We start from the raw sequence: 25,525 nt of genomic DNA, 5'->3' as shown, positions 1-25,525 counted from the left end.
CTGGCGGCTCGCCCGAGAGGCTCCCCGGCGAGATTCGACCGGGAACCCTGATCCAGCGCCTAACAAGCGGCAGCGGCCAACGAGCGGCCGACGGCAAGCGGGTCACAGGGGCTCGGGGAGGTCCAGGGAGGCGAGCCGGGCCGGGTCGGTGACCGCGAGGATGGCCGCGATGCGACCGTCCACGACCGTGAACGCGAGCAGCGACATCGGGCTGCCGTTCGCCCGCCAGACCAGCATTCCGGGGCGGCCGTCGACCAGCACCGAACGGCCCGCCGAGGCCGCGCCGGCTCCGACGCCGAGCTGCGCGCCGGTGGCGACCTTCGTCGCGCCGAGCACGACGATCTCGCCGCCCGGGGCGTCGATGGTCAGTCTCACCTCGGGATCCAGGACGCGCAGCAGGCCCGCGAAGTCCCCGTTCCGGGCCGCCGTCAGGAACGCGTCGACGACCGCACGCTGCTCCGGTGGCGCGGACGACGGTGGCTCGTTCGCCCGTACCTTCCGACGGGCGCGGCTGGCCATCATCTTGGCGGCGTCGGTGGACTTGCCGAGGATCTGGGCGATCTCGTCGAACGGCACCCCGAACAGGTCGTGCAGCACGAAGGCCAGCCGCTCGCTCGGTCCCAGCGATTCAAGGACGACGAGCAGCGCGAGCCCGACCGAATCGGCCAGTGCGGCGTCCTCTTCCGGATCGCCGCCGTCGTCGGCGGTCACCACGAGATCGGTCAGCCCGTCGTAGGCGGCCTCCGGCCGGGTCTGACGCGAACGCAGCACGTCGAGGCTGATCCGGCCGACGACGGTGGTCAACCAGGCGGCGAGGTTCTGGATGACGTCCGTGTCCTGGCGGGAGAGCCGCAGCCAGGCCTCCTGAACCACGTCGTCGGCGTCCGCGTGCGACCCGAGCATGCGGTACGCCACCGCGTGCAGTCGATCGCGCTGAGCTTCGAAGGCCGCGGCCACAAGGTCCGCCGGGCTGGTGTCGGGCATGTTGTTACCTTCCTCAGAACCGCTCCGTCATGGGTGATGACGGGCCCGGAAGGGCTCAGGTAACCGAATGAGGGAGCAGTTCGATGGAAGCACGGCTGAAGAGCGCGGCGAGTCCCGATGTGATGACCGCCATCCAGCACCTGTACAAGGAGATCCACTCCGGCGGCGTCGATCCGCGCGTACTGGAGCTGGTTCACCTGCGCGCGAGCCAGATCAACGGGTGCAGCCCGTGCGTGTACGCCGCCGTCGCGACGGCGAAGAAGAACGGGGAGACCGACGAGCGCCTGCACAACGTGGTCACCTGGCGCGAGACGCCGTTCTACTCCGAGCCGGAGCGGGCGGCGCTGGCGTTGACCGAGGCGGCCACCCGGATTCAGGACGGCGCGGCAGGAGTCACCGACGAGATCTGGGCTGACGCCGCCGCCCACTTCGGGGACAAGCAGCTCTCGGCGATCATCCTCAATATCGCGCTGACCAACTTCTTTAACCGGATCAACCGGACGATCCGGGAGCAGGCCGGCAAGACCTGGTAAGCCGGGATCGTTGCAGATCACGGTTACGCAGGCAAAAACGGGCTGGGGAAGCCTGCGTAACCGTGATCTGCACCAGAGCGTCGGGAGGGCGGCCCGGGAGGGGCGCCCGGGAGGGGCGCCCGGGAGGGCGGCGGAGGTCAGCGCGCGGGAGGGCGCGCGGGAGGACGGCGGAGGAGGCGGTACAGGGCGAGGAGGAGGGCGACGGTCCACACGGCGGCCAGCACGAGAAGCAGGCCGCGCGGGTAGTCGCGGGGCAGCGCGGACGGCAGTCTGACGTCCCGCCCGTAGCCCAGGAGCAGCGGGAGCGAGACGAACGTGACGACGGCGGAGACGTAGAGCGCACCCTGCACGGGCACCCGCAGCCACGGCGGCAGGAGCCGCGTCGCGAGCACTCCCGCGAGCAGCACGAGCGGCATCACCAGCAGGTCGGCGTACAGCGCGCTGACGACGAGGAACCGGAGGTAGGGCCACAGCCCGACCGAGGCCGAGCGCAGGACGCCGACCGCGCCGACCACTACGAGGACGACGCCCGAGGCGACGAGCAGGCGGCGGATCAGGGTCATGCCACGCCTACCGTGATCCGGGCGAGCCATTTGGTCTGCAGGACGCCGGGCCGGTTCGGCGCGATCAGCCGGCACGGGTAGCCGTGGTCCAGATCCAGCGGTTCGCCGTGCAATCGCAACGCCACCAGCGTCAGCGGATCGCGCGCGTGCGGCGGCTCCACAGTTGACAGCCGATAGGGGCCGTTCTCCTGTAACGACTCCACCGTCACCGTGTCGTCCGGTCCCCCGCCGACCAGCGCCACCAGGTCGCGCAGCCGCACTCCGGTCCACACGGCGTCCGCGCTCCAGCCCTCCACACAGGTGATCGGCAGGCTTGCGGCCCGCTGCGGCAGAGCCGTCAGGTCCGCGAGCGACAACCGCTTCGTGCCGCTCGGGCCGATCACTTCCAGCTGGTACGCCGAATGCAGCGCCCGGTCGCGTACGCCGGCCGCCGCGGCGGACCCGTTGACCGGCACACCCTGGACTCCGACCCGGGGATCGCGCGGCGCGAGCACGGAGATCCCGGCCAGCGGGCGTACCGTCTGGCCGACCGTGGCCACGGTGACGACGCCGATCGCCGCCCCGACGGTGGCGAGGAAACCGCGCCGGGTCCACCCGTCATCGGCCGGAGCCGGGCGTACCTTGGCCGTCAGGGCGCGGCGGATCACGGGCAGCTTCACTCCGATGTGGATTGCGATCGCGCCTGCGGCGATCCAGGCGGTCCAGAAGTGAGCGACGGTGAAGAAGAACCCCATCGGCGCGTACCATCTGGCGATGTTGAGCAGGCCGGTGAGCACCTGGAAGCCGGCCGCAGCCACGAGCAACGCGAGGCTCAGCCGTTCGAGGCCGTGCGCGACGTCGCGGGCGGGTGGCCAGCGGAAGAGCTTGGGGTAGACCGACCAGATCTTCGCGCCGAGCAGCGGGACGATCGCGATGCCGGTCGCGACGTGGAGGCCTTGGGTGACCCGGTAGAGGCCGACCGGCCGCGGCGGCCAGAAGAACCAGCCGGGCGGGTGCTGGATCGCATGGCTGAGATACCCGGTGAGCAGGCAGATCGCGAACGCGACGCCGAGCATCAGGCCGAGCTGGCTGGTCAGCCGGGGCGACCGCAGGCGGCTCACCGCCCGAGGCAGGTGAACCATCGACCCTCCTCGTGCCCGGTCTCATGCCAGGTCTCGTAAACGCGCAGGCCCGCTTCGGCCGCCGGCCCGCCGAGCCGGTCCGCCGCGACCAGGGCCCACGGGAACGGCGTGCTCTCGCGGTCGCCGTCGTGCAGCACGACCGGGCCGGACCAGCAGGCGGTCCCGGGCGGATCGGTCTCCACCAGCACCGTACCGGTCGAGCCGACCAGTTCGGCGCACCGGCGCAGCAGCCGTGCCGGGTCGCCACCGATGCCGATGTTGCCGTCGATGAGCAGCGCGTGCCGCCAGGTTCCCGCCCCGGGGACGGGGCCGAAGACGTCGGCGTGCACGGCGGTCGCGCCGCGGCGGCGGGCTAGGCGTACGGCGGTCGGGCTGACGTCGATGCCGAGCGCGGCGATCCCGGTCGCGCCGAGGGCGGCGGCCAGCCGGCCCGGTCCGCAGCCGACGTCCAGCGTCGGACCGCCGCACCGGTCGAGGACACCGCGGTCACCGGGACGCAGCCGGTGCCACGCGCCGGTGTCGAGGTGCCGCAGCGAACGCCCGGCCAGGTCGAGCACGTGCAACCGGGTGTCGCGCCGCAGCGCTCCACCGTAGAGGGCGAGGGCGGTGATCATCCGAGGCACTTCGCTACGGCGGCGGCGAAGCGGCCGTCCGGACACTGCTGGGCGACCTCCACGGCGTCGGCGGCGGTGTCGACGTCGCGCAGCACAGGCAGGTCGACGACGCTCAGCCCGGTGGCCCGCAGCCGCCGCAGCGTCCGCTCGCCGGTGTCCGGCCGAGAGGTCGGGATGCCCCGCAGCAGCTCGGCGTGGGCCGGATCGCGCAGAGTCAGCGCCCACCAGCCGCCGTCCTCGGCCAGCCCGAGCGCGGCGTCCGCGTCCTCGACCGCCTTCGCCGCCTCGTCCAGCAGGGCCGGCGTCGCCTGCGGCGTGTCCATGCCGATCAGCAGCGTCGCCGTTGCCGGCGCGGCGGTACGCGAGAACGCGTGCGCGAGGCGTACGTCGAGGTCACCGGCGCTCTGCGGGACGAGACGCCACCTCGTACGCGGTCGCAGGACTCCGTCGGCGACCAGCGTCCGTCGGCGTGCCGAGCTGCCGTCGACGGCGTCGAGCGTGTCCTCGATCGCCGCGTACGCCAACGCCGCCGCCTGTTCGGGCGTGCACGGCGGGCAGAGGCGGGTCTTCACCCGGCCCGGCACCGGCTCCTTGGCCAGTACGAGCACCTGCGCCCTCATCCGGCCAGCACCTTGGTCATGTCCCGGACGGTGCGGGCGGTGCCGAGCACGGTGCCGGTCACCTTCGACTTCGTGCCCTCGGCGCGCGGGGCGTACGCGACGGGCACCTCGGCGATGCGCCAGCCGGCCCGGGCGGCGGCGACGATCATCTCCAGTGGATAGCCGAACCGCCGGTCCCGCAGACCGAGACCCAGCAACTCCGTTCGGCGGGCGGCCCGCATCGGACCGAGATCGTGGATGTCGACGTCCAGTTCGCCGCGCAGCCACCAGGCGAGCAGCCGGTTGGCCTGCTGGGCGTGCCATGGCCAGGCGCCGGGGCCGGGCGTACGCCGGCCGAGCATCAGGTCGGCCTGCCCGGCGACCACCGGTTCGACGACCCGGGGCAGGTCGCGCAGGTCGAACGAGCCATCGGCGTCCACTATGCAGACCACGTCGGCGGTGGCCGCTTCGAGTCCAGCGTGGACGGCCGCGCCGAACCCGCGCTGCGGCACGTGGACCACCTCGGCGCCGAACGCGCGGGCCACCGCGACCGAGTCGTCGGTCGATCCGTTGTCCGCCACGATGGCTCGATAGCCGGTCGGCAGACCGGTCAGCACCAGCGGCAATGCGGCAGCTTCATTGAGGCACGGCAATATTATGTCGACCATGAAGGCAAAGTACCGTCGAAGTCCGCCGCATATTCTTAACGACTCCGGCGAAATCCTTACGAACCCGTGACACCTCCCCGGCGCGGCGCTCCGCGGCCCTTACCGTCAGTGGCGTGAAGGTTCTCGTGACCGGCGGGGCCGGGTTCATCGGCCGTTCCGTCGTCGATCTGCTGACCGCGTCCGGACACGACGTCCGCGTCTTCGACCGGGCGCTGCCCGGCGGAGCGGACCTCCGCGACCCCGCCGCCATGGACCGAGCGGTCTCCGGCGTCGACGCCGTCGTCCATCAGGCGGCCATGGTCGGCCTCGGCGTCGACCTGCAGGACTTGCCCGAGTACGCGGGCTGCAACGACCTGGGCACCGCCGTGCTGCTGGCGGCGATGGCCCGGCACGGCGTACGCCGGCTGGTGCTCGCGTCCTCCATGGTGGTGTACGGCGATGGCGCGTACACGTGCCTGGAGCACGGCCCGGTGCGGGCGGGAGTGCGCCACGAGCAGGATCTGAGCGCGGGCCTGTTCGAGCCCACCTGCCCGCGGTGTGGCGCGGGCGTGACGCCGGAGGTGATCGACGAGGACGCGGCGCTCGACCCCCGCAGCGTGTACGCGGCCACGAAGCTGGCGCAGGAGCACCTCGCGGCTGCCTGGGCGCACGCGTCGGGCAGCCGGTGCGCCGCCCTGCGCTACCACAACGTCTACGGTCCCGGGATGCCCCGCGATACCCCGTACGCCGGGGTCGCCGCGTTGTTCCGGTCAGCGCTGGCCGCAGGGCGTGCGCCACAGGTGTTCGAGGACGGCGGCCAGCGCCGCGACTTCGTCCACGTACGCGACGTCGCCGCCGCCAACCTGGCCGCACTGTCCTGGGTGGATGATCCGGCGACCGCGTCGTTCCGGGCGTTCAACATCGCCTCAGGCGCGCCCCGGACGGTCGGCGATCTGGCCATCGCGTTGGCCGGCGTGATGGCCGGGCCGGATCCGGTCGTCACCGGGCAGTTCCGGGCGGGCGACGTCCGGCACATCGTCGCCTCACCCGCCCGCGCGGGCACCGAACTCGGCTTCACTGCGGCCGTCCCGTTCGAGGAGGGGATGGCGGAGTTTGCGGCGGCCTGACCTCCTCGTCCTGGCCGGCACGATCGCGCTGGTCGTGGCGGCGGTCCTCGTCGGACAGCACGTCGACGTCCAGGCCGCCACCGCTCCCCTGTACGCCCTCCGGGATCCCCATGCAGGTCCCGGAACCATCCCCGCCGTCGTGATCGCAGCGCTGGTGATCTTCGCGCTGCCCACGTCCTGGCCGTGGGGTCGCCTCATGGCGGTGTCCTACGCCGCCGCATTCGGCTGGACGCTGAGCCTGGCGCTGGTGGACGGCTGGCACGACGGGGTCGCCACCCGGCTGACCGTCGACGCGGAATACCTCGCCGCGCTCCCCCACACCGGGGATATCCCCTCGATGATCCGCGGGTACGCCGACCGCATCCTGGACTTCCAGCCCGATTCGTGGAACACGCAGGCGGCCGGGCATCCACCCGGGGCATTGCTGGTCTTCGCCGGGCTCGACCGGATCGGGTTGGCGGGCGGCGTACCTGCGGCGTTGGTGTGCATCGCGGTCGGATCACTGGCTGCGGTGGCCGTCCCGGCCACGCTCCGCTCGTTGGGCTCTCCCGAGGTCGCTCGCGCCGCCGTGCCCTTCGTGATCCTGTTCCCGGGCGCGGTCTGGGTCGGCGTCTCCGCCGACGGCCTGTTCCTCGGGGTCACGTCGGTCGCGGTCGCCCTGCTGGCCACCGGCCGTGCGGTCTGGGCGCTGCCGGCCGGATTACTCTTCGGATACGCGGTGTTCCTGTCGTACGGATTGGTCCTGATGGCCTTCCTCGCCGTGGCGGTCGCCGTCGCCGCCCGGCGCTGGCGACCGCTGCTGTGGGCGTCGGCTGGCGCGGTGCTCCCGATCGCCGCGTTCGCCGCCGCCGGGTTCTGGTGGTTCGACGGGTACGCCGCTGTCCGTGTGCGCTACTACCAGGGCATCGCCGCCCAGCGTCCCTACTGGTACTGGGTGTGGGCGAACCTCGCGGCGTTGGCGTTCAGCGCCGGCCCAGCCGGGTACGCCGCCGTCGCCGCAGCCGCTCGCCACGCCACTCGCTGGGCTCGCCGCGCTCGCAGCCCGCATTGGATCAGGGTTCCGGGTCGAATCTTGGGCCAAGATTCGACCGAGAACCCTGATCCAGCGCAGAAGGTCGCGATCCTGGCGCTGGGCGCGGTCGCGGCGATCGTCGTGGCGGACCTGTCCGGCCTGAGCAAAGCCGAGGTGGAACGAATCTGGCTGCCGTTCGCGATCTGGCTGCCGGCCGCAGCCGCACTGCTGCCGAGGCGGAAAGCGTGGCTCGTGGCGCAGGCGGTCACGGCGTTGGCCGTGAACCACCTGCTGCACACAGTCTGGTGATACCCGTGAATCCGGCTAGCGGGCCGGAACGGCCGGTGGCGAACGCCGGCTGCTGAACATCCGGTCGGCGAGCCACACGAACAGGATGGCCAGGGCGATCTGGATGAAGTGCCGGATCCAGTCGATGCCCTTGGTGTCGCCCACCCCGATCCAGTCGGCGATCAGCCCGCCCAGCGTCGCGGCGACGATACCGACGATCACTGTCACGAGCATGGAAATGTGTTGCTTGCCCGGCAGCAGCAGACGGGCGAGGATGCCCACGATGGCGCCGCCGATGATCCCCCACAAAATCGTGCCGATCATGATTTCGACGCTATGCCATCCCGAGCACGCAGGTGCGGGTTCGGTCAGATCAGGCCGGCGTCGTGGGCGAGCAGAGCGATCTGCGTACGGTTGGTCAGGTCGAGTTTGGTGAGGATGTGCGACACGTGCGCTTTGACCGTCGTGAGGCTCATCAGCAGTTCTCCGGCGATTTCGGCGTTCGAGCGTCCTTGGGCGATCGCGAGGACGACGTCCCGTTCGCGCGGGGTGAGGGCGGCCAGGGTCGCACGCGCGCTCTCGCCCGCCGCCGCGCCCGTCGTCACCTGGTCGACCAGGCGGCGGGTCACGCTCGGCGACAGGATCGGCTCCCCGGCGGCCACGCTGCGGACGGCGGCCGCGATGCGGTCCGGCGGGGTGTCCTTGAGCAGGAAACCGCTCGCGCCCGCACGCAGCGCACGCACGATGTGGTCGTCGGAGTCGAACGTGGTCAGCATGATGATCTCGGGCGGCCGGGCGCGCCGCCGGATCCGCTCGGTCGCGGCGATGCCGCTCACGCCGGGCATCCGGATGTCCATCAGCACCACGTCCGGGCCGTGCCGCTCGACCGCCGTCAGCGCCTGCGCGCCGTCGGCGGCCTCGCCGACGACCGCGATGCCGTCCGCGCCGTCCAGCATCATCGTCAGCGCCCCGCGTACCAACGGGTCGTCGTCGACGATCACCACTCTGATCATGACGGCCACGGTAGTCGCACGGTGAGCCGGAACTCGCCGTCGGCGTCGATCTCGTGCTCCAGCTCGCCGCCGACCAGGGTCACCCGCTCGGTCAGCCCGGCCAGCCCGGTCCCGGCTCCCGGTCCCGACTCGCCCGGGACCGTCTTGTTGCGTACCACGATGGTCGCCGGGTGGGACGTGAGCTGGAGCGTCACCGCCTGCCCGGGGGCGTGCTTGCGCGCGTTCGTCAGTCCTTCCTGCACCACGCGATACGCACACCGCCCGAGTGCCGGCGGCATGCCGTCCAGGTCGAGGCCGTCGTCGAAGTCGACGCGCTGGCCGGCCGCCCGCGCCTCGGCGAGCAGTCCGGGCAGGTCGGCGAGGGTCTGTCCGGCGGGGGCGTCCGGGTTGTCGTCGTCGCCGGAGCGCATCAGGGTGATCACCTCGCGCAGATCCTCGAGGGCCTGGTGGGCGCCGGCCCGGATGACCCGGGCGGCCTCGGTCAGCCGCTCGGGCGGGGCGTCCGGCCGATACTCGACCGCGCCCGCGTAGGTGGCCAGCAACGACAGCCGGTGGGCGAGAACGTCGTGCATCTCGCGAGCGATGCGGTTGCGTTCGGCCCGGCGGGCCTCGCCGATCCGGCGTTCCTGCTCCTCCTCGGCTCGCCGAGCCCGTTCGTGCAACGCCCGGAGCAGGTTCGCGCGGGCCTGCGCCCACGTTCCCCAGCCCAGCAGCGCCGCGTACGCCGCCGTCATCAGCAGCAGCCACCACCCGTAGGAAACCCCTGCCGGAGTACGCCAGATCCCCTGCACCGCCTGGGCGAGTATGCCGAGCACGGTGACGACGAGCGCTTCGCGGAACGGCCGTCGCCGGGCGGTGTGGAACGCGGCGAAGCTGGCGACCGGCGTCGCGACCGGGGAGACCGCGGCGAGCACTGCGGCGGTCACCCCACCGGCGAACGGCTGCCGGTAGAGCCACGCGGTGACGCCGAGCGACACGAGCGCGACGATCACGTCGAGCGGGAAGCTGTCGGGGTCGTTCTGGCTCGCACCCCACAGGGCGTACGCGATCAGAGCGCCGATCACGGCGAGCGTGATCGTCAGGCCGGCTTTTCGGGCGTTCACGCTGGCAGGCTAACCAGGGACGGAGCCCGGCGACCACCTACTTAAGAAGTAGGCGCGCGACCAAAGCAGGAGACGGGGCGGCTTGCGGACCGATGACCCGCCCGGTGCGCCGGGGCGAAGCTTCCGGCATGACGAAATCAGTACGCCGCCTCAGCGTCACCGCCGCCGCCGTCGCCGTCGCCGGAGCGGGGTTCGCCCTGCTGTCCGGACCGGCCGGAATCGACCTCGCCGTGCAGACCGGCACCTCGACCATGGAGGTGACGCTCGCCGCTGCGCTGATCGCCGGCGCCGTCTCCGCCCTCGCCGGCTGGGGCCTGCTCGCCCTGCTGGAACGTGTGACCGGCCGGGCGCTGCTGATCTGGACCCTGATCGCCAGCGGGTTCCTGCTGCTGTCGCTCCTGCTGGGGCCGACCGGCGGAGTGTCCGGTGCGGCCAAGCTCGGTCTGGCAGCGCTGCACCTCGCGGTCGGCGCCGTGGTGATCCCGGGCCTGCGCTGGAGCGCCCGATGACCGAGGTACGCAAGAGCCACGGCTTGTATCACTTCGGTGCGGCGACACTGCGTACGGGGGTGGGGTGGCGGCGGGCCGTCATCCGGCTCGGTGACCGCGAATGGACCGTCCATCCCACCGACCGTTATCGGATCGGCGTCACGGCGCAGGCCGGCAGCGGCCCGGCCGTGCGGTTGCATCCGCAGAACTCGCACGTGCCCGGTCCCGGTGGCCCGGTCCGGTGGCAGATCGGCCGCCGGGGCGCCCGCTTGGAGCGCGACGGCCGGACCATCGAGCTGCGGCTGCCGGCGTTCTCCCGGGGCGAGGCCCAGGTCAAGGTCACCGGTGACTGGCCGGATCTCGAACTGGTCGTGCTCAGCGCCGTGTTCGCCGTGATGACCCGGCGTCGCCGCCGCACCATCATGATCATCACGATCACCGGGGCGACCGGTCACGGTCCGGTCTTCTGACCGCGACCGGCCCGTCCCGTCAGGTACGCCGTCGCAAGCGGGCCAGCAGCAGCAACCCGGCGCCGAGCGCCAGCAGACCCACCGCGTACGCCGCCATCCGTCCCGTCGGGGTTCCCGTCACGGGAATGGGTGGCGGCGTCGTGCTGCTCACGCTCGGCGAAGCCGAGTCCGACGGGGACGGCGACTCAGACGGCGACGGAGACTCCGATGGGGACGGCGATTCGGTCGGCGTCGGCGTCGGGGCCACGAACGCGTTGGCGAAGGTGCAGGTGATGTCCTGCCCGATACCCGGGGTCAGCGTGTCACCCGGCGTCGGCACGACGGTGTCGGTTCCCGTGAGCACACATGTCACCGAGTTCAGTGTGTAATCGGTGGGGCCGTCGATCTCGCTCAGGGCGTACACGGCGCCCGGAACCGCGTCGGCGGCGGTGACCGATGCGTCGCCGTCGCGGCCGGTGATCGCGGTCGCGCCGCCGCCCGCCACCGCGTTGAGGCGCCAGTCCGCCGGCTCGGCGTCGCCGCCGCCGGTGTTGTCGACCTGCTTGCGCAGGGTCAGCTTGGCGCGCTGAGCGCGGTTGGTCGCCGTGCACTCGGCCTGCTGTCCCAGCTGGACTGTGACGCCGCCGTTGAGCCCGTCGTACTCCGGGCCGAGCGTGCCGTCACGCTGCCGCAGCGCGCAACTCCAACTGCCGGTGGACGGCGGCACGATCACCGCGTGGGGACCCCGGTCCTGGGCGTACCCGGTCACGGTGGTCTCACCGAGCAGGTGGAGGGTGCCGGGATTGATCGCCGACTGGACGCCCGTGGTTCCGCTGAAGACGACGGTCCCGTCCTCGGCGTACGCGGTGAGCGTCCAGCTGTCGGCGGGTTCGGCGTCGGAATAGGGGTTGATCACGTTCTTGACCAGCTTCAGCGTGGTCTCGCAGGTGACCGTGTTCGTGACGGTGAAGACGTTGTCTCCGGCCACCAGGGTCTTGGTACCGATGTCGCCCTGGGTCGCACTGACCGAGCAGCCCGGCGGCAGCAGGTCCATGTTCACGGTCTCCCCGATCGTGACCACGTCATCCGTGAGGTAGCCGCCGTAGGTCTGGCCCCAGACCGGTGTGGTCTGCCCCGTCAGGGTCAGCGCCGCCTGGAACTCGGCGGGCTGGCTGGGCTCGTCGTACGGGGTGCCCTGGATGACCCACTTCTTGTTCACGGTCACCGTGGCGGGCGGCTCCGGGGCTCGGTTGTAGACGGTGCAGGTGACGATCGCGTTGCTGATGGCGGGCACGGTGAAGCCGGTCGCGCCCGCATTCGTCGACGTGATGGTGTCGCCGTCCGAAGTGCAGGTGGCGTTCTGGCCCTCGTTCTGCACCAAGGTGAAACCGGCCTGCGGCGTCTCGGTCAGCGTGACCGGCAGCGACGGCGCGCCCGCGAGGTCGGCCTCGAAGCTGACCGCACCGGAGTCGCCGGCGGTCGTGCCCGACGCCGGGGTGACGCCGGACGTCGTGGTGGTGAACTCCCAGCCACCGGCCGGAACGCCGTCGTCGATCGTGCCGAGGGGCGGCACGATCCGCTTGACCACACTGATCGACCCCGAGCAGGTCCGCAGCGCGATCTCGCGGAAGACCGCGGCGAGTTGGTCGTAGCCGGTCTGCACGTAGTCCGTGCCCTCGACCGGCCCGGAGATCGCCTGAAGGTTGAGGGGTGAGCCGCTGATCCCGGCGCCCACTCCGACCGCGACGACCTTGGTTCCGAGTGCCTTCAGCGCGTTGGCGGAGAAGATGCCGTTCTCGACCTCGCGAAAGCGGGTGAAGTTGCCGGGGCCGTCGGCGTTCGGCCCGTAGAACGTCGGGTTGCCGTCGGTGAGCATGACGACCGCGTCGAAGGTGGTGGTCGCGGCGGCGATCGTCCACAGGCCGGAGTCCCAGTTCGTGCCGCCGCCGGCGGTCAGGCCGTTGATCACGTTCTTGACGGTCTGCGCCGATCCGCTGTCCGGCACCGCGGTCGGTCCCAGCAGCGCGCTCGCATTGGTGGCGAAGCTGTAGACGGCGATCCGCGACGGCGTGCCGGTGAGCGCGTCGACGAACCCGTTCGCGGCGTCCTGCACGGTCGGCAGGGACGCCGCGATCGACCCGGACACGTCCACGAGCAGCGCGATGTTCAGCCCGCAACGGTCGGGCACCGACGGGTTGTCGCGAACGTCGGCCCAGAAGTCGCCGCGGGCCGTCGCGTTCGTGTTACCGGTCGCCGGATTCGGCACCTGGTAGCTCTGATTGTTGCTGACGTTGCCGGTGAAGTACTGGTTGTAGGTCGTCGGCGTCGTGCTGCCGCCGCCGGTGTTGAGCTGAGAGATGATCGAGTAGCCCGCCGGGGCGGTCCGTTCGACCACCCAGTACCCCTGGTTGTTGCCGGTACGGGCGGGCACGGTGACAGTGCAGGTGCCGTCGGCGCCCGTCGTGCAGGTCGCGGCCGGGGTACCGCTCGGCGACCCGGTCGACAGTCCGGCGTACAGGTCGAAGGTCGCCCCGGCCAATCCGGACACGGTCTGCGCGCCGGTGCGGTCCGCGCCCTTCTCGATGGTGATGGTGGCGCCCGCTGCCGCCTCGGCCGGGCCGGATCGCCACAACGTCCACAGCGTCGGACTGGCGAGCACGGCGAGCACGACGGCGTACGCCGCGAGGCGGCCGGAAGACGGTCGGCGCAACGGTGCCACCCTTCGCTGACCAGGCCGACGCCTGGCACATGTCGCGAGGGATGCGAGAAAAGCCTGCCACGCCGCGATCGCAACGTTTGGTAGCGACACGACTACTAATAGCGATACGTATCCGTTATCCGGACCGTCGTATGACGAGCGCCGAGGCCGGGTACTAGTAGGAGCCCGGTGGCCGCCGGTGAAGGAACAGCCGTGGAGGAGCGCGATGACCGGCGTACCAGAGGAGATCTTCGAGGCGGGCGACCTGCTGGAGGACCGTTATCGCCTGATCGAGCCGATCGCCTCGGGCGGCACGGCGACGGTCTGGCGGGCGCGCGACGAACGCCTGGGCCGGGTGGTGGCGGTGAAGGCCCTCGACCGCAAGCTGCTCAGCGACCCGATGTCGCGGGCCCGGCTGGGCGCGGAGGCCCGCGTGCTGGCCCGGCTGTCGCACCCGTCGATCGCGGTGATCCACGACTACGGCGTCGCAGTCTCCACACGAACCGGGCAGCCGGTCCCGTTCCTGGTGATGGAGGTGGTCGACGGCGTGCCGCTGGCCGACCTGCTGGCCGGGCGGCCGCTGCCGTGGGGGTCGGCGGTGACCGTCGCCGCCCGGATGGCCGAGGCGCTCGCGGCGGCCCACTCCCGCGGCGTGGTGCACCGCGACGTCAGTCCCCGCAACGTGTTGCTCACCGCCGACGACGTCAAGGTGATCGACTTCGGGATCAGCGCGTTCCAGGACGAGCCGGGCGGCGAGCCCGGCGCGGAGGTCGTCGGGACGCCCGCGTACACCGCACCTGAGCGGCTCGACGGCGCGCCGGTCCATCCCTCAGCCGACGTGTACGCCGTCGGCGTCATGCTCTACCTGATGCTCGCCGGGCGGCTGCCCTGGCGGCCGGCGTCCCTGCTGGAGCTGCTGTCGGCGCACCGGAACCTGGCCCCGGAGCCGTTGCCCGAGATCGACGGGCTGCCGGAGTCCGTCGCGCAGGCGTGCCACGCCTGTCTGGCGAAGAATCCCGCCGACCGGCCGTCCGCCGCCGACCTCGCCCGCATCCTGGGCGAAGCGGCCCCGGTGGACGGGCTCACGCTGCTGGACACGTACCCGACTCGGGAGTCGTCAGAGACGGTGACTCGCGTTCTCGCGTGGCCGACGCTGGTCGTCGCCGGATCGTCGCGGCGCTCCGCGCGAGCCGTGGTGGGATCGGTCGCGGCGATCGCGGTGGTGGCGCTGGTCTGGCTCGCCGCGGCGCGGCTGCCGGCAGTCGGCCCGCAGGCGGCCGGGACTCCGGAATGGACGAACACCCCGGCGCCCCCGGCCTGTCAGGTCACCTATCAGGTGCTCGGGGACACCGGGGAACGCTTCACCGCCGCGGTGACGGTGACCAACACCGGACCCGACCCGGTACGCGACTGGCGGCTGACCTTCCAACTGCCCGGCCGGCAGCAGGTCGACGAGGCGCTGGCGCAGTGGTGGGAGCAGGACGGGACGACCGTCAGCTCCCGAGTCCAGACCCAGGCGCTGGCCGCCGGCGGGACGGCGAAGCTCTCGGTGACCGGCCGCTACACCGGCGGCAACCAGTTGCCGGTCGCGTTCACCCTGCGCGACGCGGACGCTGTGGCGAGCTGCGTACCGACCGTTCTGGGGGTGGTGGCCCCGATGGTGACGCCGAGTCAGACGTCGGCGCCGTCCTCGGAGGGGTCCTCCGTGGCGGCCAATGGCAACGGCAAGGGCAGTCACGGCAATCGGGGCAAGGGCAGGGGCTGAGGCGTCGTTTATCGGGGTGTCGTTTATCGGGGTGTCGTTTATCGCGCGGTCAGGCCCTCGCTCGCGAGTCGTCGAAGACCGACGTACGCAGCCCGCCGCGCCCGTGATTACGGTCGCCGGGACCCCGCAGGCGTACGCGGGTGGTGACCGTCGTCCCGGCCGGTCCGGTCTCGATGTCGACGTCGTCGGCGACCATGCGGACGATCCACAGCCCGCGACGGCCGGCCTGGCCGGTCTCAGCCGAGTCCGCGGCCACGGACGGATCCGCTCCCGCCGACTCGGGTTCGGCGATGCCCGGACCGGCATCCTCGACCTGGCAGTAGACGGCGTCGTTGGTCCGCCACAGCCGTAGCCGCCCGCGTCCGCCGCCGTGGCGGATCGCGTTGACGGCCAGTTCGCTCGCGATCAGCAGAACCGCCTCGACCGTCGTCGGCCCGGCCCCGCCCGATTGGGCGTGCGCCACGACGGTCTGCCTCACCTGGTACAGCTGGCCGGCGGCGAACCCGATGTCGAGCAGGCTCTCCGCCTGCTCCGGCACCAGGCGCGCTCCTGCTACGCGGTCGGCTGTGGAGCCGCCGTCCGCTTGGTCGGACATGATTGCCCGCTCCTCCCGTTCACCCCCGATGGACGCGTCACCGCCATGACGCGTAGGCCGTTGTTGCGCCGACAATAGCGGCCAACCACGGTTTTCACCTATGTCGGTCGAGGTACTACTTTCCATGACAATAGGGTCACGTTCCGTGGGGAACCGTGAGCCCGAACGCGAGCGCGGTACCCCGTGCGGTTTCGCGGCAAACCGCACTTCGCGAATCTCTCAGAAAAGTGCGGGCGAATCACTGCCGGCGTGTGGCCTCCGCGTACGCGGGTGCCCGACGAGCTACTGGAATGTCGGTCGGCGGCGGGGTGAGGATGACGGCGGTCCCGTACGCGCACACCTCGAACCAGCTCTCGGTGACCTGGCGATGATCGAAGCGCATGGCGATGACGGCGTCCGCCCCGAACTGGGCGGCGGCGGCCGTCATGTCGTCGACCGCCTCCCACCGGCAGGCGACGAGCAGATCCCGGCGCACTTCGGCGCCGTTGCTGCCGCCGGTACGCAGATTGACGAAACCCTCGCCGTACGGGTTCTTCGACCGCGCCGCGATGCCGAGAACCTGACCGAGGACGTGCTGGACGGTGCGGCCGTGGACCACGTCGGTGGTGACCACGAGGACGCCGTTGCGCAGGGACAGCCGGTGGTTGGGGGCGGTGTTCGGGGCGGTCATGTCATACCCGCCTTTCGAGAGAAGTGGATCGACGACCGGAAAGGACGAGATGAGGCCGTCGACCAATTCCCCAGCATGGCCTGACTTATCCGATATATGCCACTGTTACCACCAAAGAGGTACGAGCCCGTGTAGAGAAGCTGTAGGCGGACTGAAGGTGATCTTCCTACCATCGAAGCCCCTCAGTTGATCAGTCCAAGGAGGACACGCCAGCATGATCGCCTCCCCGAACGAGCTCTCCCCCACCCGACTCCACCTCGGCGTACGCCACCTCGCCGCCGGCGCGGCCCTGCTGGCGCTGACCGGCGCGGCCGTCCTCGCCGGCGACGTGCCGCCCGCCCACGCCGCCCGGGTCAACGCGACCTGTGCGAACACCACCGCGGACGCGGCGACCATCCAGACCGCGATCAACTCCTCGGCGGCCGGCGATGAGATCGTCATCAAGGGGCCCTGCCTGATCAACGCCACGATCAGCCTCGCCGACGACCGCACCTACCGCGGCGACGGCGCCGGCACCACGCTCAAGCAGGCCAACGGGGCGAACCTGAAGGCGATGCTCGCCTCCGCACCCTGGGTCGCCAACAACACCTGGGTTGGCTCCGGCGTACGCGTCGAGCGGCTCACCCTCGACGGCAACTCGGCCAACAACACCGGCACCTCGCCGCTGGTCCTCCAGACCTGGGACAGCCGGGTCTACGACATCCGGGTCTACAACGCCCCGGTCGACGCCATCCTGCTGACCACCGTGACGGCCAACGGCACGCAGATCACCAACACCGCGGTGAACAACGTCCTCAGCGACATCTACATCGAGGGTGCCGGCGGCTCGGGCATCCACGGCCACGACCCGGCCAACCTGCTCACCGACACCGTGATCGAACGCAGCTGGATCGCCGGCACCGGTGGCAGCGCGGTCGCCACCGACAACGCGGCCGGCTGGCAGATCCGCGACCTCCACCTCTACGAGGTGACCAAGAACGGCATCGACGCCAACCGCTGCTACAACACCGGCATCCACGACAACTACATCGAGGACTTCGGCTCGCAGGGCACCTCGGGCACCACCTACTACGGCATCCGGTGCACGGTCCAGGACAAGGCACCGTCCTCGATCAGCGGCAACACGATCAACCAGTTCGGGACCTTCCCGAGCACCGGCACCTTCGTCTACATCGGATTGGACGGGGTCAACGGCGGCGGAACCGGCTTCGTCAGCGTCACCGGCAACGGCGTCCTGGGCAAGGGCACCACCCGCGAGACCGGCCTCAACTACCAGAAGGGCAGCGGGACCGCGCTCACCGTGGCCTCCACCGGCAACGTCGTCACCTCGGTGGGCACCGCCCGCACCGTCGGCACCGGCGTCACGGTCAGCGCCGGGGTCTGATCACCCGTCGTGGACCCGGCACGCCGCCGGGTCCACGTTTGCCCAGCTCAGACAGGGGTACGCTGAAGGACGTGGCCGCCCGGCGCCGCTTGAGTTCGGGGGTACTCGCGTGCTGGGCAGCCACAAATCCTGGTTGGTCGGGCTGACCCCGGCTCCGGCGGCTAGACGAAGTCGAAGAGCGGGGGGAAGGCCAGCACCACGAACCAGGCCCAGGCGGCGTACACGACGAGGTAGCCGGTCTGCCATCTCTCCAGCCGGGCGAACGGCGCCCGCCGCCAGAGGAACCCGTACAGCAGCCAGGCCGACCAGCCCAGGTTGGCCAGCAGGACGACGTTCTCCCCCAGCGCGGCCGTCTTGTTCGCGCTGAAGCCGAACTCGGCGATCCGGGTGTTGACGGCGAGCAGCACCAGTACGTCGATCACCAGAGCACTGACCACCAGCACGAACTGCAGCCGGTCGAACCAGCCCCGGGGAGCCGCGGGTTCCCGGGCCGAGATGCCGTAGAGCAGCAGCCCGAGGACCGCGACGAGCACCAGGTTGAACAGGATCAGGACGTCCCGTTCGATGTCGATGCCGTTGCCGGTCCAGACGATCGCCGCCAGGAAGGCCAGCAGCGCGACCGCGAACAGCGGGGTGAACACTCGGGTCAGCACCGGCGCCATGTTCTCGATGACGCTTTGCTTGGCCTCCACGAGCCAGGCCGCCACGACCACGGCCGCCATCGCGCCGCAGGGCAACATCCATTCGCCGAGGAACGTCTCGGCATCGACCCCGATCGCGTTGAACACCCCGGCGGTGAACGCGGTCAGCACCCCACCGCCCAAGGCGATGAGAACGTAGTAGATGAAGAACTCGCCGGTGAACCGGATGAAGTCCATCCGCCGTGAGCCGGACCGCCAGTCGCCCCCGGCGTACGCGACGCCGACGACCAGCCACAACGCGATCGGCAGATGAATGCCGGTGAGGATGGTGGTGTCCGCGTCGTCGGCCAGCGGGTAGACGTTCGCCCCGATCGCCCCGAGCACGAACAGCAGCGCGAGCACGCCGACGACGGCCGGGCGCACCTGCCGCCGCCACACGAAGTACGCCGCCAGCGGCACCAGCGCGAAAAGACTGATGTTGCGGGCGAAGAAGCCGAAGTCGTGCTCGAAGGTCTGCCCGAACAGGCCGGGGATCTTCACCCCGATCGCCGCGACGGCAGCGCAGGCGATCATGATCAACAGGTCTTTGCGGGCCGGCCCGGTCTTGGCCGGCTCGCCGCCACCGGCGAGCACCAATTGCTTCCAGAGCCGCTCGGAGTGCTCCCGGGCGAACTCGCGCGACACCTCGTCCAGGCTGCCCATGCGCTTGACGGCGATGAGGAAGGCCTCGTCCGGCTGGAGCCCGGCCTCGGTCAGTTCGTCGATCCGGTTGCGCAGGTGGTCTTCGAGTTCGTCGGCGTCGGCGGCGCTCAGCTCGCGACGGCGGCGCATATACGCCACCCATTCGCCGATCTGCGCCTCCAGCGCGGGGTCGTCGGCGACGTCCTGCCCCGTGCCCGCCTCCGGGACGGTGCCCTCGGTATCCACCGGTCACCCCTCCCAGGCGAGTCGCGGGCCGCTCGACTGAGCGTCGTTCCAGATGTTCTGCAGCGCGTCGACGACGGCTGACCACTGCCTGCGTTGCTCGGCCAGCTCGCCCAGTCCCTGGTCGGTGATGCGGTAGTACTTGCGGCGCCGCCCGCCTTCGGGGCCGCGCCACACCGACTCGACATGGCCCAGCCGCTCCAGCCGGTGCAGCAGCGGGTAGAGCAGTCCGTCCGTCCATTCCAGACGGCCGCCGGACAGGTCGCCGATCTGTTTGAGGATGGCGTAGCCGTAGCTCTCCCCGTCGGCGAGGATGCCGAGGACGAGCGGCGTCGCCGATGCCGCGACCAGGTCCTTCGTGATGTGCACGCCGTCTCCCATAAGCCTAGAGATTCAATGCATAATACTTCTAGGTATGCGAGAACGCAACGATCATGGCCGATCGCGGGAATAATCGGGTGGATGAAGGTCCCGACCCCCATCGTCACTCTGCTGGTGGGCGTTCTGATCGCTGTGATCGTCGCGATCCTCAGCGTCCGGGCCAAGCCCGAGAAGCCGACCGAGCCCTACGGCGCGCCGGCTCCCGTGGCGGTGGCCCGATGACGACCACGTCCACCAAGAACAACAGCAAGCTTCTCGTCCCACTGCTGATCGGCGCCCTGGTGTCGGTCGCGCTCGGCGTCTACGGCGGGCAGCACAAGGGCGACAGCATCGTCTTCAAGGTCTCCGGCTTCGAAGACCTGATCAAGGTGAAGAGCTGGATGGCCGTGGCGGCCGGCGTCTTCGCGCTCGTCCAGGCCGCGTCGGCGCTGATCATGTACGGCAGGATCAAGGCGATCCGCGCGCCGTCGTGGATCGGTGTCCTGCATCGCTGGTCCGGCCGGCTCGCCTTCTTCATCGCCGTCCCGGTCGCCGTCTTCTGCCTCTACGGCATCGGCTTCCAGGCGTACGACGCGCGGGTGTTCGTGCACTCCCTGCTGGGCTGCCTGTTCTTCGGCGTCTTCACGGTGAAGATGCTGGTGCTGACCAAGCCCGGGGTGGCCGGCTGGGTGCTGCCCGTCCTGGGCGGCACGGTCTTCACTGTGCTCGTCGGAACCGTCCTCACCTCGGCCGCCTGGTATTTCAGCGCCCACTGAGAGTCGCTACCGGCGGTTCTTCTTCGTGGCGAACACGATGGCCACGACGGCGGCGACGATGCCCGTCACCCCGACCATGCAGCACAGCAGCATCAGCACGTGCCACGGCTTGAGCCCGCCCATCCGCGTTCCCCCTTCGACGCGCGCCAGCGTATCGCGCCACCGCTCCCCGGACCGACCCCGCCGACAGCCCTTGATCCCAATTGCGTTGCGGCCCGTACGCGCCTCGGCGACCATGCTGTCATGGCGACGCGCGTGATGTTCGTGCACCTGAAGACCGGGCACGGAACCGACCGAGGTCCGGCCTGGATCAGCTGGGTGCGCTTCAACCGGACATGGAAGACCGCCTACTGGCACGGACTGACACTGCGGCGGTTCCCCGGGTTGATCGACGCGAACTTCTACGACGTGGCCACCCAGGACGAGTACTGGCTGTCCGGGCCGCGTCGCGACCGCGGCGACACGCGATACAGCAACATCCAGCCGATCGTCGACGACGACGTCCGCGGGGTGTATCAGGCGTTCCTCGACGGGAGTCCGCTGCCCGGACGCGAGCGAGGCTGACCATGCCGGCCGCACCACCTGACCTTGAACAGAAAGCGTCGCCATGGCAGCACTTTTCGTTCAAGATCAACGAGCCGCCCCGGGCGGGCGACGCCCGGGTCAGGGCGGCCCGGGTCAGGGCGACCGGGGTCAGGGCGGCCGGGGTCAGGGCGACCGGGGTCAGGGCGACCGGGGTCAGGGCGACCGGGGTCAGGGCGCGAGCATGACGGGCGATTCCGCGTCGGCCAGCAGCAGCGACGGCGTACCGGTGCCGTCGGCGGGGACGGACCAGACGTCCGCACCACCCGGGCGGCGGAGGGCATACCCCAGGGAGTCGGCGGAGAGCCAGATCGCCTGGTCGTCGACGCTGCGGGTCTCGGCGAGCGGCACGACGCGGCCGGTGGACAGGGTCAGCACTGACAAACGCCAGCCCCGCGCGGGATCGCCGGCCACGGCGGACTTGTACGCGATGCGCGTACCGTCGGGCGACAGGGATGGGCACTCGACGCCGTCGCGCACAACGGCCACGGCCTGCTGCGACACAGAGCCGTACACCAGGTAGCGATGGTTGCGCGTCGACATCGTGGCGTAGAAGTGGTCGTCGTCGGCGGTGAACGTGACACCCCAGAAGTTGCGGTCGGCCGCCGCCGGGGGCGTGACCGTGAAGTCTTCGAGCGTGCCGACGAGGTCGCCGCTGACGGTGTCGAGGATGCCGGCGCGGGTGGAGAACTTGCCGTTGTTGTAGGAGTCTCCGGCGACGAAGACGGTCCAGGCGAGCAGCCGGCCGCTGGGTGAGACCCGAGCCCGGTTCGGTACGCCGACCAGCGGGAACTTGTCCTTCTCCCGCAACTGGGCGTCGACCTGCACGACCTGGTACGTCGCCAGCGGCCCGTCCGGGCGCAGACAGATTCCCGTCCCCGCGGCGGCGTAGAAGCGGCTGCACGTCAGGGCGGCCACCTCGCCGCCGGAGATCAGGTGGCCTTGCGTCGCCGGTGCGGTGCTCACGGCGTACAAGCCGGAATGGAGCGTGAGTGGCGCGGAGCCGTAGACGGCCGGGTGGCGCGCGTGCCGGATGACGCCGGCCGTCACCGCGATCAGCAGTGCGAAGGCCGCCGCCGTGAGCAGGAGCTTAGCGCGCACGTGGCCGCACCAGGACGGCGGTCGCGACCCCGGCGAGCAGCGTGAGCGTGAACGCGACCAGCACGGCGGTGGTCGTGTCCCAGCGCTGCCAGACGAGGCCGAACAGGACCGACGAGCCGAGGTAGGCGACGGCCTGCCCGGTCTGGATCATCGCGAGGCCGGTGGTCCGCAGCGTTTGGGGCAGCACCGGACCCGCCAACGCCATGAGCACGCCGTCGGTGCTCGCGTAGAAGGCGCCATTGAGCAGCAGGACGATTGCGATCATCGGTGTGCCCTGCCACGGGGTAGCCAGCACCAGATAGATCGCTGCGAGCAGCACGTATCCGCCGAGCAGCACGCGCTGCCGCCCGAGGCGGTCGGCCGTCGCCCCGGCCAGGCCCGCGAGCAGCAGATAGGTCAGGTTCGTGCCGACCGCGAGCATCGGGAACCAGCCGATCGCCAAGCCCGATCGCCGCTGCAACAGCAGGTACACGAAGCCGTCGCCGATCGTCGCCAAGCCCAGCACGCAGCCGGCCGCGGTCAGCCGCCGGGCTCGCGGATCAGCGGCCAGCGCGGCCAGGTCACGGGCGCGCGGCCGGCTCGCGGCCAGCGGGTCGCGATGCTCCTTCACGAAAAGCACAAGCAGGAGTACGCCGAAGGCAGCGACACAGAAGCTGCACACGAAGACGGCGTCGAACGCGTCCCGCGAGGCGGCCGTCACCGCCGCGGAGCCGGTGGCGGTCAGGACGCCGAGCGCGACCAGCGGCCCGAGGAAGGCGCCCGCCGCGTCCAGGGTCCGGTGTACGCCGAACGCCCGGCCCAGCAGACCCGGCGGGGCGGACAGGGTGATCAGCGCGTCCCGGGGCGCGGTACGCAGTCCCTTGCCCATCCGGTCGGCGGCGATCACCCCGCCGATGGCGGCGGTCTGCGTACCCATCACGAGCAGGCCGAGCTTGGCGACCGCGGAGACGCCGTAGCCGATGCCCGCGACGGTCTTGCGTTGGCGCGTACGGTCGGCGAGCCAGCCCCCGGCGAGCCGGAGCACAGCGGTCGCCCCCGTGTAGAGCCCGTCGACTGCCCCGTACGCCAGTGGCGTCAGCCCGAGCCCGAGCACCAGGTACGCGGGCAGGACGGCGGTGACCATCTCGGCCGACACGTCGGTGACCAGGCTGACCAGACCGAGCGCGAAGACGTTGGCCCCGATGGCCGTCCAGCGGCGACCCGCGCCGGTCGCCGCCGGGCGATCTACGGTCGACAGGTACACGTCACTGCCAGATGTCGGTGATCGGCGTGGCGCTCGCCGCGTTGTTGATCGGCGTGAGCCCGTACGCGTCCTCGATGGTCCGCAGGACCGTGTAGTGGTTGATCGTCTCGGCATAGCTGCCGACCTTGACGTGCTGGCCGACGAACGCGGTGAAGATCTGGTTCACCGACGTGCCGCTGTCCTCGTCGAACGTGACGATCAGCAGGCTGTTGTGGGTCTTGGCCCATTGGGCGTACGCGTCGAGCTTGGCTTTGAGCCAGGTGTCGCCCGTGCCGACGGAGCAGTCATGCATGTCGTTGCACATGTCCGGGGTGACGAAGCTGACCGTCGGCAGCGTCGTGAAGTCGGTCGGGAACTTCGAGTACCGCAGGTTGCTGGCGGCCGGGACGTTGTCGAAGTCCACCCAGCTGTTGTGCTTACGCCGATAGGTGCCGCTCGAGCAGCCGGTGTAGCCGTCGGACGGCATCGCCTCGGAGTACCCGGTGAAACTCAGCCCGGCGGCGATCAGCTGGTGCCCGAGGTTCTCCTTCCCGGTGAACGTACGCGGACAGCTGTCGTCGGTGACACCTTGAGCCGAGCCGGAGAACAGCGCGATGTAGTTGGGCTGGCTGGGGTGGGTGATGGCGAAGGACTTGGTGAACTTCGCGCCCTGCGCGGCCAGCGAATTGAAGTAGGGGGCGCTGGAGCTGCCGTTGATCGACGAGTACTTCTTGTTCTCGAACATGACCAGCACGACATGATCAGGCCGGGGCACGGCGGCCGCGGTCACCGCCGCCGGCACCGGATCAGGGCCGCGGCCGGCGCTCTGATCAGGGCCATTGCCGGGGCCGTGCTGGAGCGCGTAGGCGCCGCCCGCGACGCCCAACGTCACGACGGCGGCCAGCACTACGGTGAGGCGTTTGACGGTCATCGGACTCCTTCGTCGGCGGATCACCTTATGAAATGGTACGCATCGATGCGTTGTGAATCGATGCCGCGCGGGCGAATGCTCCACGTCCGAAGGGTGAACGCGGCCGAACACCGTCCGGACATCTATTCTCCTGACATCACCGACAAATTGCACGACACGGTTGTTCGGCGCGGCACGTTTCGGCTTGCGACACCACCCCGCCCCGTAGATCGAGGAGTGCCTCTTGTCCGAACCACAACGCACGGGTGCCCGGCGGCTCCGGCTCATCGTCGCGGCCCTGCTCGCCGCGGCACTGACCGTCCTGCTCCCCGCGGCCGGGGCCACCGCCGGCGACCGGCACGCCCAGCCGAAGCCGACCATCGTCCTGGTGCACGGCGCGTGGGCCGACGGCTCGTCGTGGACCGCCGTCGGCGACCGGCTGCGGCGAGCCGGGTATCCCGTGCGCATCCCGCCGAACCCACTGCGCAACCTGACCACCGACGGCCAGACGATCGCGGACTTCCTAGCCACCCTCACCGGGCCGATCGTCCTGGTGGGCCACTCCTACGGCGGCGCGGTCATCACCCAAGCCGCCACCGGCAACGCGAACGTCAAGGCACTGGTCTACGAGGACGCGTTCGCGCCGGACGAGGGCGAGCAGATCTTCCCGCTCGCGGGCGAAGACTCGGCGCTCAACGTCGACCCCGCCACCGTCTTCGACTTCGTGCCCTACCCAGGCGCACCGCCCGGCGACGTCGACCTCTACCTCAAGCAGGACACCTTCCTCGGCCCGTTCGCGGCAGGTGTCCCCCGGCCCAAAGCCTTGTCCCTGTACGCCGCCCAGCGCCCGCTGGCGTTGAGCGCCGGATTCACCCCGGCCGGCGTACCGGCATGGAAGACGATCCCGTCCTGGTATGTGCTCGGGACGCAAGACCAGATCATCACGCCGACGGCCCAGCGGTTCATGGCGACGCGGGCCGGTTCTCGGATCACCGAGGTACGCGCGGGGCACCTTGCGCTCATCACGAAGGCGGAGGTGGTGGCGAGGGTGATTCAGCAGGCGGCGTCCGCAACCGCCTAACACTGGTCCGAAAAGATGAAAGATGATGGGTACGCCGACACGAAGTCGGCCTACCCATCATCTGCGATCCGAGGCGATGCTCCAATTCACCTTGTTATCAGATTAGCGAGGCGAAAAATACCTCGTAACAATTGCAGCAAGGAGCGATGACAGTACGAGTATGCCGAACAACATGCAGGTCAATACCACTCCGCCTGCAGCCACCAGCGTCAGCGAAAGCGCCACCGTACCCGACAATGCTCCAAGGATCGCCAACCAAAAGAGCACGAAACGAA

Annotated in this window: 28 protein-coding genes; 11 read left to right on the top strand and 17 right to left on the bottom strand. The window is 70.5% G+C overall.

Translation table 11 applies throughout. The features are described 5' to 3' along the window. Positions 1–102: 102 nt before the first annotated feature. The gene (locus tag HDA40_RS37770) at positions 103–984 is read right to left on the bottom strand and encodes a sigma-70 family RNA polymerase sigma factor (RefSeq protein WP_253762768.1); all 882 of its coding nucleotides are present in this window, start codon (positions 982–984) and stop codon (positions 103–105) included. Positions 985–1,067: 83 nt separating this feature from the next. Between HDA40_RS37770 and HDA40_RS37765 the strand changes: the two genes are divergently transcribed. Further along, complete coding sequence (locus tag HDA40_RS37765; protein WP_253762766.1) at positions 1,068–1,517, top strand: carboxymuconolactone decarboxylase family protein; 450 nt, start codon at positions 1,068–1,070, stop codon at positions 1,515–1,517. A 137-nt stretch (positions 1,518–1,654) separates the two neighbouring features. Here HDA40_RS37765 and HDA40_RS37760 read toward each other — a convergent pair whose 3' ends face one another. From HDA40_RS37760 to HDA40_RS37740, 5 genes are read right to left on the bottom strand one after another with little or no spacing between them, the layout of a single operon-like run. After that, complete coding sequence (locus tag HDA40_RS37760) at positions 1,655–2,080, bottom strand: hypothetical protein (RefSeq protein WP_253762765.1); 426 nt, start codon at positions 2,078–2,080, stop codon at positions 1,655–1,657. After that, positions 2,077–3,201: a molybdopterin-dependent oxidoreductase gene (locus HDA40_RS37755; protein ID WP_253762764.1), complete on the bottom strand. Its 1,125-nt coding sequence runs from the start codon at positions 3,199–3,201 to the stop codon at positions 2,077–2,079. The genes HDA40_RS37760 and HDA40_RS37755 overlap by 4 nt, the downstream gene beginning before the upstream one ends. After that, a complete protein-coding gene (locus tag HDA40_RS37750; protein WP_253762763.1) occupies positions 3,177–3,815 on the bottom strand; it encodes a class I SAM-dependent methyltransferase in 639 nt (212 codons plus the stop codon). The genes HDA40_RS37755 and HDA40_RS37750 overlap by 25 nt, the downstream gene beginning before the upstream one ends. Further along, positions 3,812–4,435, bottom strand: coding sequence for a TIGR04282 family arsenosugar biosynthesis glycosyltransferase (locus HDA40_RS37745; RefSeq protein WP_253762762.1), 624 nt, complete (start codon positions 4,433–4,435; stop codon positions 3,812–3,814). The genes HDA40_RS37750 and HDA40_RS37745 overlap by 4 nt, the downstream gene beginning before the upstream one ends. Continuing rightward, complete coding sequence (locus tag HDA40_RS37740) at positions 4,432–5,082, bottom strand: glycosyltransferase family 2 protein (protein ID WP_253762761.1); 651 nt, start codon at positions 5,080–5,082, stop codon at positions 4,432–4,434. The genes HDA40_RS37745 and HDA40_RS37740 overlap by 4 nt, the downstream gene beginning before the upstream one ends. Before the next feature lie 113 nt (positions 5,083–5,195). On the opposite strand from HDA40_RS37740, the gene HDA40_RS37735 reads away from it, so the two are divergent. Both HDA40_RS37735 and HDA40_RS37730 read left to right on the top strand, forming a co-directional pair. Then, positions 5,196–6,188: an NAD-dependent epimerase/dehydratase family protein gene (locus HDA40_RS37735; RefSeq protein ID WP_253762760.1), complete on the top strand. Its 993-nt coding sequence runs from the start codon at positions 5,196–5,198 to the stop codon at positions 6,186–6,188. Further along, entirely contained in the window at positions 6,175–7,509 is a 1,335-nt protein-coding gene (locus tag HDA40_RS37730; RefSeq protein WP_253762758.1) for a hypothetical protein, read from the top strand. The genes HDA40_RS37735 and HDA40_RS37730 overlap by 14 nt, the downstream gene beginning before the upstream one ends. A gap of 15 nt (positions 7,510–7,524) precedes the next feature. On the opposite strand, the gene HDA40_RS37725 is transcribed toward HDA40_RS37730, so the two are convergent. Genes HDA40_RS37725 through HDA40_RS37715 form a run of 3 tightly spaced genes read right to left on the bottom strand, consistent with a single transcriptional unit; the run spans position 7,525 to position 9,604 of the window. Then, positions 7,525–7,812 (bottom strand): GlsB/YeaQ/YmgE family stress response membrane protein, encoded by a 288-nt coding sequence (locus HDA40_RS37725; RefSeq protein WP_253762756.1) that lies wholly within the window; start codon positions 7,810–7,812, stop codon positions 7,525–7,527. 44 nt (positions 7,813–7,856) lie between these two features. Beyond that, a complete protein-coding gene (locus tag HDA40_RS37720) occupies positions 7,857–8,501 on the bottom strand; it encodes a response regulator (RefSeq protein WP_253762754.1) in 645 nt (214 codons plus the stop codon). Beyond that, complete coding sequence (locus tag HDA40_RS37715) at positions 8,498–9,604, bottom strand: sensor histidine kinase (protein WP_253762753.1); 1,107 nt, start codon at positions 9,602–9,604, stop codon at positions 8,498–8,500. The genes HDA40_RS37720 and HDA40_RS37715 overlap by 4 nt, the downstream gene beginning before the upstream one ends. 128 nt (positions 9,605–9,732) lie before the next feature. On the opposite strand from HDA40_RS37715, the gene HDA40_RS37710 reads away from it, so the two are divergent. Together HDA40_RS37710 and HDA40_RS37705 are read left to right on the top strand one after the other, a co-directional pair. Then, complete coding sequence (locus tag HDA40_RS37710) at positions 9,733–10,113, top strand: DUF6069 family protein (protein ID WP_253762752.1); 381 nt, start codon at positions 9,733–9,735, stop codon at positions 10,111–10,113. Beyond that, the gene (locus HDA40_RS37705; protein WP_253762751.1) at positions 10,110–10,562 is read left to right on the top strand and encodes a hypothetical protein; all 453 of its coding nucleotides are present in this window, start codon (positions 10,110–10,112) and stop codon (positions 10,560–10,562) included. The genes HDA40_RS37710 and HDA40_RS37705 overlap by 4 nt, the downstream gene beginning before the upstream one ends. 19 nt (positions 10,563–10,581) lie before the next feature. Here the strand turns inward: HDA40_RS37705 and HDA40_RS37700 are convergent, their stop codons facing one another. Further along, the gene (locus tag HDA40_RS37700) at positions 10,582–13,251 is read right to left on the bottom strand and encodes a SpaA isopeptide-forming pilin-related protein (protein WP_253762749.1); all 2,670 of its coding nucleotides are present in this window, start codon (positions 13,249–13,251) and stop codon (positions 10,582–10,584) included. A 214-nt stretch (positions 13,252–13,465) separates the two neighbouring features. Here HDA40_RS37700 and HDA40_RS37695 point away from each other — a divergent pair, with 214 nt between their 5' ends. Continuing rightward, entirely contained in the window at positions 13,466–15,004 is a 1,539-nt protein-coding gene (locus tag HDA40_RS37695) for a serine/threonine-protein kinase (protein WP_253762747.1), read from the top strand. A gap of 49 nt (positions 15,005–15,053) precedes the next feature. On the opposite strand, the gene HDA40_RS37690 is transcribed toward HDA40_RS37695, so the two are convergent. Together HDA40_RS37690 and HDA40_RS37685 are read right to left on the bottom strand one after the other, a co-directional pair. After that, on the bottom strand, positions 15,054–15,599 hold the full coding sequence (locus tag HDA40_RS37690; protein WP_253762745.1) for an ATP-binding protein: 546 nt from the start codon (positions 15,597–15,599) through the stop codon (positions 15,054–15,056). Between the two features lie 238 nt (positions 15,600–15,837). Further along, a complete protein-coding gene (locus tag HDA40_RS37685; RefSeq protein ID WP_253762743.1) occupies positions 15,838–16,269 on the bottom strand; it encodes a heavy metal-binding domain-containing protein in 432 nt (143 codons plus the stop codon). A gap of 214 nt (positions 16,270–16,483) precedes the next feature. Between HDA40_RS37685 and HDA40_RS37680 the strand changes: the two genes are divergently transcribed. Beyond that, entirely contained in the window at positions 16,484–17,653 is a 1,170-nt protein-coding gene (locus HDA40_RS37680) for a right-handed parallel beta-helix repeat-containing protein (RefSeq protein ID WP_253762741.1), read from the top strand. A gap of 161 nt (positions 17,654–17,814) precedes the next feature. On the opposite strand, the gene HDA40_RS37675 is transcribed toward HDA40_RS37680, so the two are convergent. Together HDA40_RS37675 and HDA40_RS37670 are read right to left on the bottom strand one after the other, a co-directional pair. Next, the gene (locus HDA40_RS37675) at positions 17,815–19,221 is read right to left on the bottom strand and encodes a permease prefix domain 1-containing protein (protein ID WP_253762740.1); all 1,407 of its coding nucleotides are present in this window, start codon (positions 19,219–19,221) and stop codon (positions 17,815–17,817) included. Positions 19,222–19,224: 3 nt separating this feature from the next. Continuing rightward, the gene (locus tag HDA40_RS37670; RefSeq protein ID WP_253762738.1) at positions 19,225–19,587 is read right to left on the bottom strand and encodes a PadR family transcriptional regulator; all 363 of its coding nucleotides are present in this window, start codon (positions 19,585–19,587) and stop codon (positions 19,225–19,227) included. 93 nt (positions 19,588–19,680) lie between these two features. Between HDA40_RS37670 and HDA40_RS37665 the strand changes: the two genes are divergently transcribed. The 3 genes from HDA40_RS37665 to HDA40_RS37655 all read left to right on the top strand — a co-directional run bounded on the left by HDA40_RS37665 (position 19,681) and on the right by HDA40_RS37655 (position 20,918). Then, positions 19,681–19,821: a hypothetical protein gene (locus HDA40_RS37665; protein ID WP_253762736.1), complete on the top strand. Its 141-nt coding sequence runs from the start codon at positions 19,681–19,683 to the stop codon at positions 19,819–19,821. Beyond that, positions 19,818–20,354, top strand: a complete 537-nt coding sequence (locus HDA40_RS37660) for a DUF6529 family protein (protein WP_253762720.1) — start codon at positions 19,818–19,820, stop codon at positions 20,352–20,354. Before HDA40_RS37665 ends, HDA40_RS37660 begins: the two co-directional genes overlap by 4 nt. 243 nt (positions 20,355–20,597) lie before the next feature. Beyond that, positions 20,598–20,918, top strand: coding sequence for a hypothetical protein (locus HDA40_RS37655; RefSeq protein WP_253762719.1), 321 nt, complete (start codon positions 20,598–20,600; stop codon positions 20,916–20,918). A 189-nt stretch (positions 20,919–21,107) separates the two neighbouring features. Here HDA40_RS37655 and HDA40_RS37650 read toward each other — a convergent pair whose 3' ends face one another. Genes HDA40_RS37650 through HDA40_RS37640 form a run of 3 tightly spaced genes read right to left on the bottom strand, consistent with a single transcriptional unit; the run spans position 21,108 to position 24,190 of the window. Continuing rightward, a complete protein-coding gene (locus HDA40_RS37650) occupies positions 21,108–22,037 on the bottom strand; it encodes a TolB-like translocation protein (RefSeq protein WP_253762718.1) in 930 nt (309 codons plus the stop codon). Continuing rightward, positions 22,027–23,280, bottom strand: a complete 1,254-nt coding sequence (locus HDA40_RS37645) for an MFS transporter (protein ID WP_253762717.1) — start codon at positions 23,278–23,280, stop codon at positions 22,027–22,029. The genes HDA40_RS37650 and HDA40_RS37645 overlap by 11 nt, the downstream gene beginning before the upstream one ends. Position 23,281: 1 nt before the next feature. Continuing rightward, positions 23,282–24,190 (bottom strand): alkaline phosphatase family protein, encoded by a 909-nt coding sequence (locus HDA40_RS37640; protein ID WP_253762716.1) that lies wholly within the window; start codon positions 24,188–24,190, stop codon positions 23,282–23,284. A 223-nt stretch (positions 24,191–24,413) separates the two neighbouring features. On the opposite strand from HDA40_RS37640, the gene HDA40_RS37635 reads away from it, so the two are divergent. Next, positions 24,414–25,250, top strand: a complete 837-nt coding sequence (locus HDA40_RS37635) for an alpha/beta hydrolase (protein ID WP_253762714.1) — start codon at positions 24,414–24,416, stop codon at positions 25,248–25,250. The last annotated feature ends 275 nt before the right edge of the window (positions 25,251–25,525 follow it).

The sequence above is a fragment of the Hamadaea flava genome, assembly GCF_024172085.1.
Classification (GTDB): domain Bacteria; phylum Actinomycetota; class Actinomycetes; order Mycobacteriales; family Micromonosporaceae; genus Hamadaea; species Hamadaea flava.
Note: the sequence above shows the minus strand (reverse complement) of the source record. Positions and strands in the feature narration are given on the sequence as shown.

Bases quoted from the DNA above. Each gene is read 5' to 3' on its own strand.
- HDA40_RS37770 (WP_253762768.1), bottom strand. From the start codon at position 984: ATGCCCGACACCAGCCCGGCGGACCTTGTGGCCGCGGCCTTCGAAGCT.
- HDA40_RS37765 (WP_253762766.1), top strand. From the start codon at position 1,068: ATGGAAGCACGGCTGAAGAGCGCGGCGAGTCCCGATGTGATGACCGCC.
- HDA40_RS37760 (WP_253762765.1), bottom strand. From the start codon at position 2,080: ATGACCCTGATCCGCCGCCTGCTCGTCGCCTCGGGCGTCGTCCTCGTA.
- HDA40_RS37755 (WP_253762764.1), bottom strand. From the start codon at position 3,201: ATGGTTCACCTGCCTCGGGCGGTGAGCCGCCTGCGGTCGCCCCGGCTG.
- HDA40_RS37750 (WP_253762763.1), bottom strand. From the start codon at position 3,815: ATGATCACCGCCCTCGCCCTCTACGGTGGAGCGCTGCGGCGCGACACC.
- HDA40_RS37745 (WP_253762762.1), bottom strand. From the start codon at position 4,435: ATGAGGGCGCAGGTGCTCGTACTGGCCAAGGAGCCGGTGCCGGGCCGG.
- HDA40_RS37740 (WP_253762761.1), bottom strand. From the start codon at position 5,082: ATGGTCGACATAATATTGCCGTGCCTCAATGAAGCTGCCGCATTGCCG.
- HDA40_RS37725 (WP_253762756.1), bottom strand. From the start codon at position 7,812: ATGATCGGCACGATTTTGTGGGGGATCATCGGCGGCGCCATCGTGGGC.
- HDA40_RS37720 (WP_253762754.1), bottom strand. From the start codon at position 8,501: ATGATCAGAGTGGTGATCGTCGACGACGACCCGTTGGTACGCGGGGCG.
- HDA40_RS37710 (WP_253762752.1), top strand. From the start codon at position 9,733: ATGACGAAATCAGTACGCCGCCTCAGCGTCACCGCCGCCGCCGTCGCC.
- HDA40_RS37705 (WP_253762751.1), top strand. From the start codon at position 10,110: ATGACCGAGGTACGCAAGAGCCACGGCTTGTATCACTTCGGTGCGGCG.
- HDA40_RS37695 (WP_253762747.1), top strand. From the start codon at position 13,466: ATGACCGGCGTACCAGAGGAGATCTTCGAGGCGGGCGACCTGCTGGAG.
- HDA40_RS37690 (WP_253762745.1), bottom strand. From the start codon at position 15,599: ATGTCCGACCAAGCGGACGGCGGCTCCACAGCCGACCGCGTAGCAGGA.
- HDA40_RS37685 (WP_253762743.1), bottom strand. From the start codon at position 16,269: ATGACCGCCCCGAACACCGCCCCCAACCACCGGCTGTCCCTGCGCAAC.
- HDA40_RS37680 (WP_253762741.1), top strand. From the start codon at position 16,484: ATGATCGCCTCCCCGAACGAGCTCTCCCCCACCCGACTCCACCTCGGC.
- HDA40_RS37665 (WP_253762736.1), top strand. From the start codon at position 19,681: ATGAAGGTCCCGACCCCCATCGTCACTCTGCTGGTGGGCGTTCTGATC.
- HDA40_RS37660 (WP_253762720.1), top strand. From the start codon at position 19,818: ATGACGACCACGTCCACCAAGAACAACAGCAAGCTTCTCGTCCCACTG.
- HDA40_RS37655 (WP_253762719.1), top strand. From the start codon at position 20,598: ATGGCGACGCGCGTGATGTTCGTGCACCTGAAGACCGGGCACGGAACC.
- HDA40_RS37640 (WP_253762716.1), bottom strand. From the start codon at position 24,190: ATGACCGTCAAACGCCTCACCGTAGTGCTGGCCGCCGTCGTGACGTTG.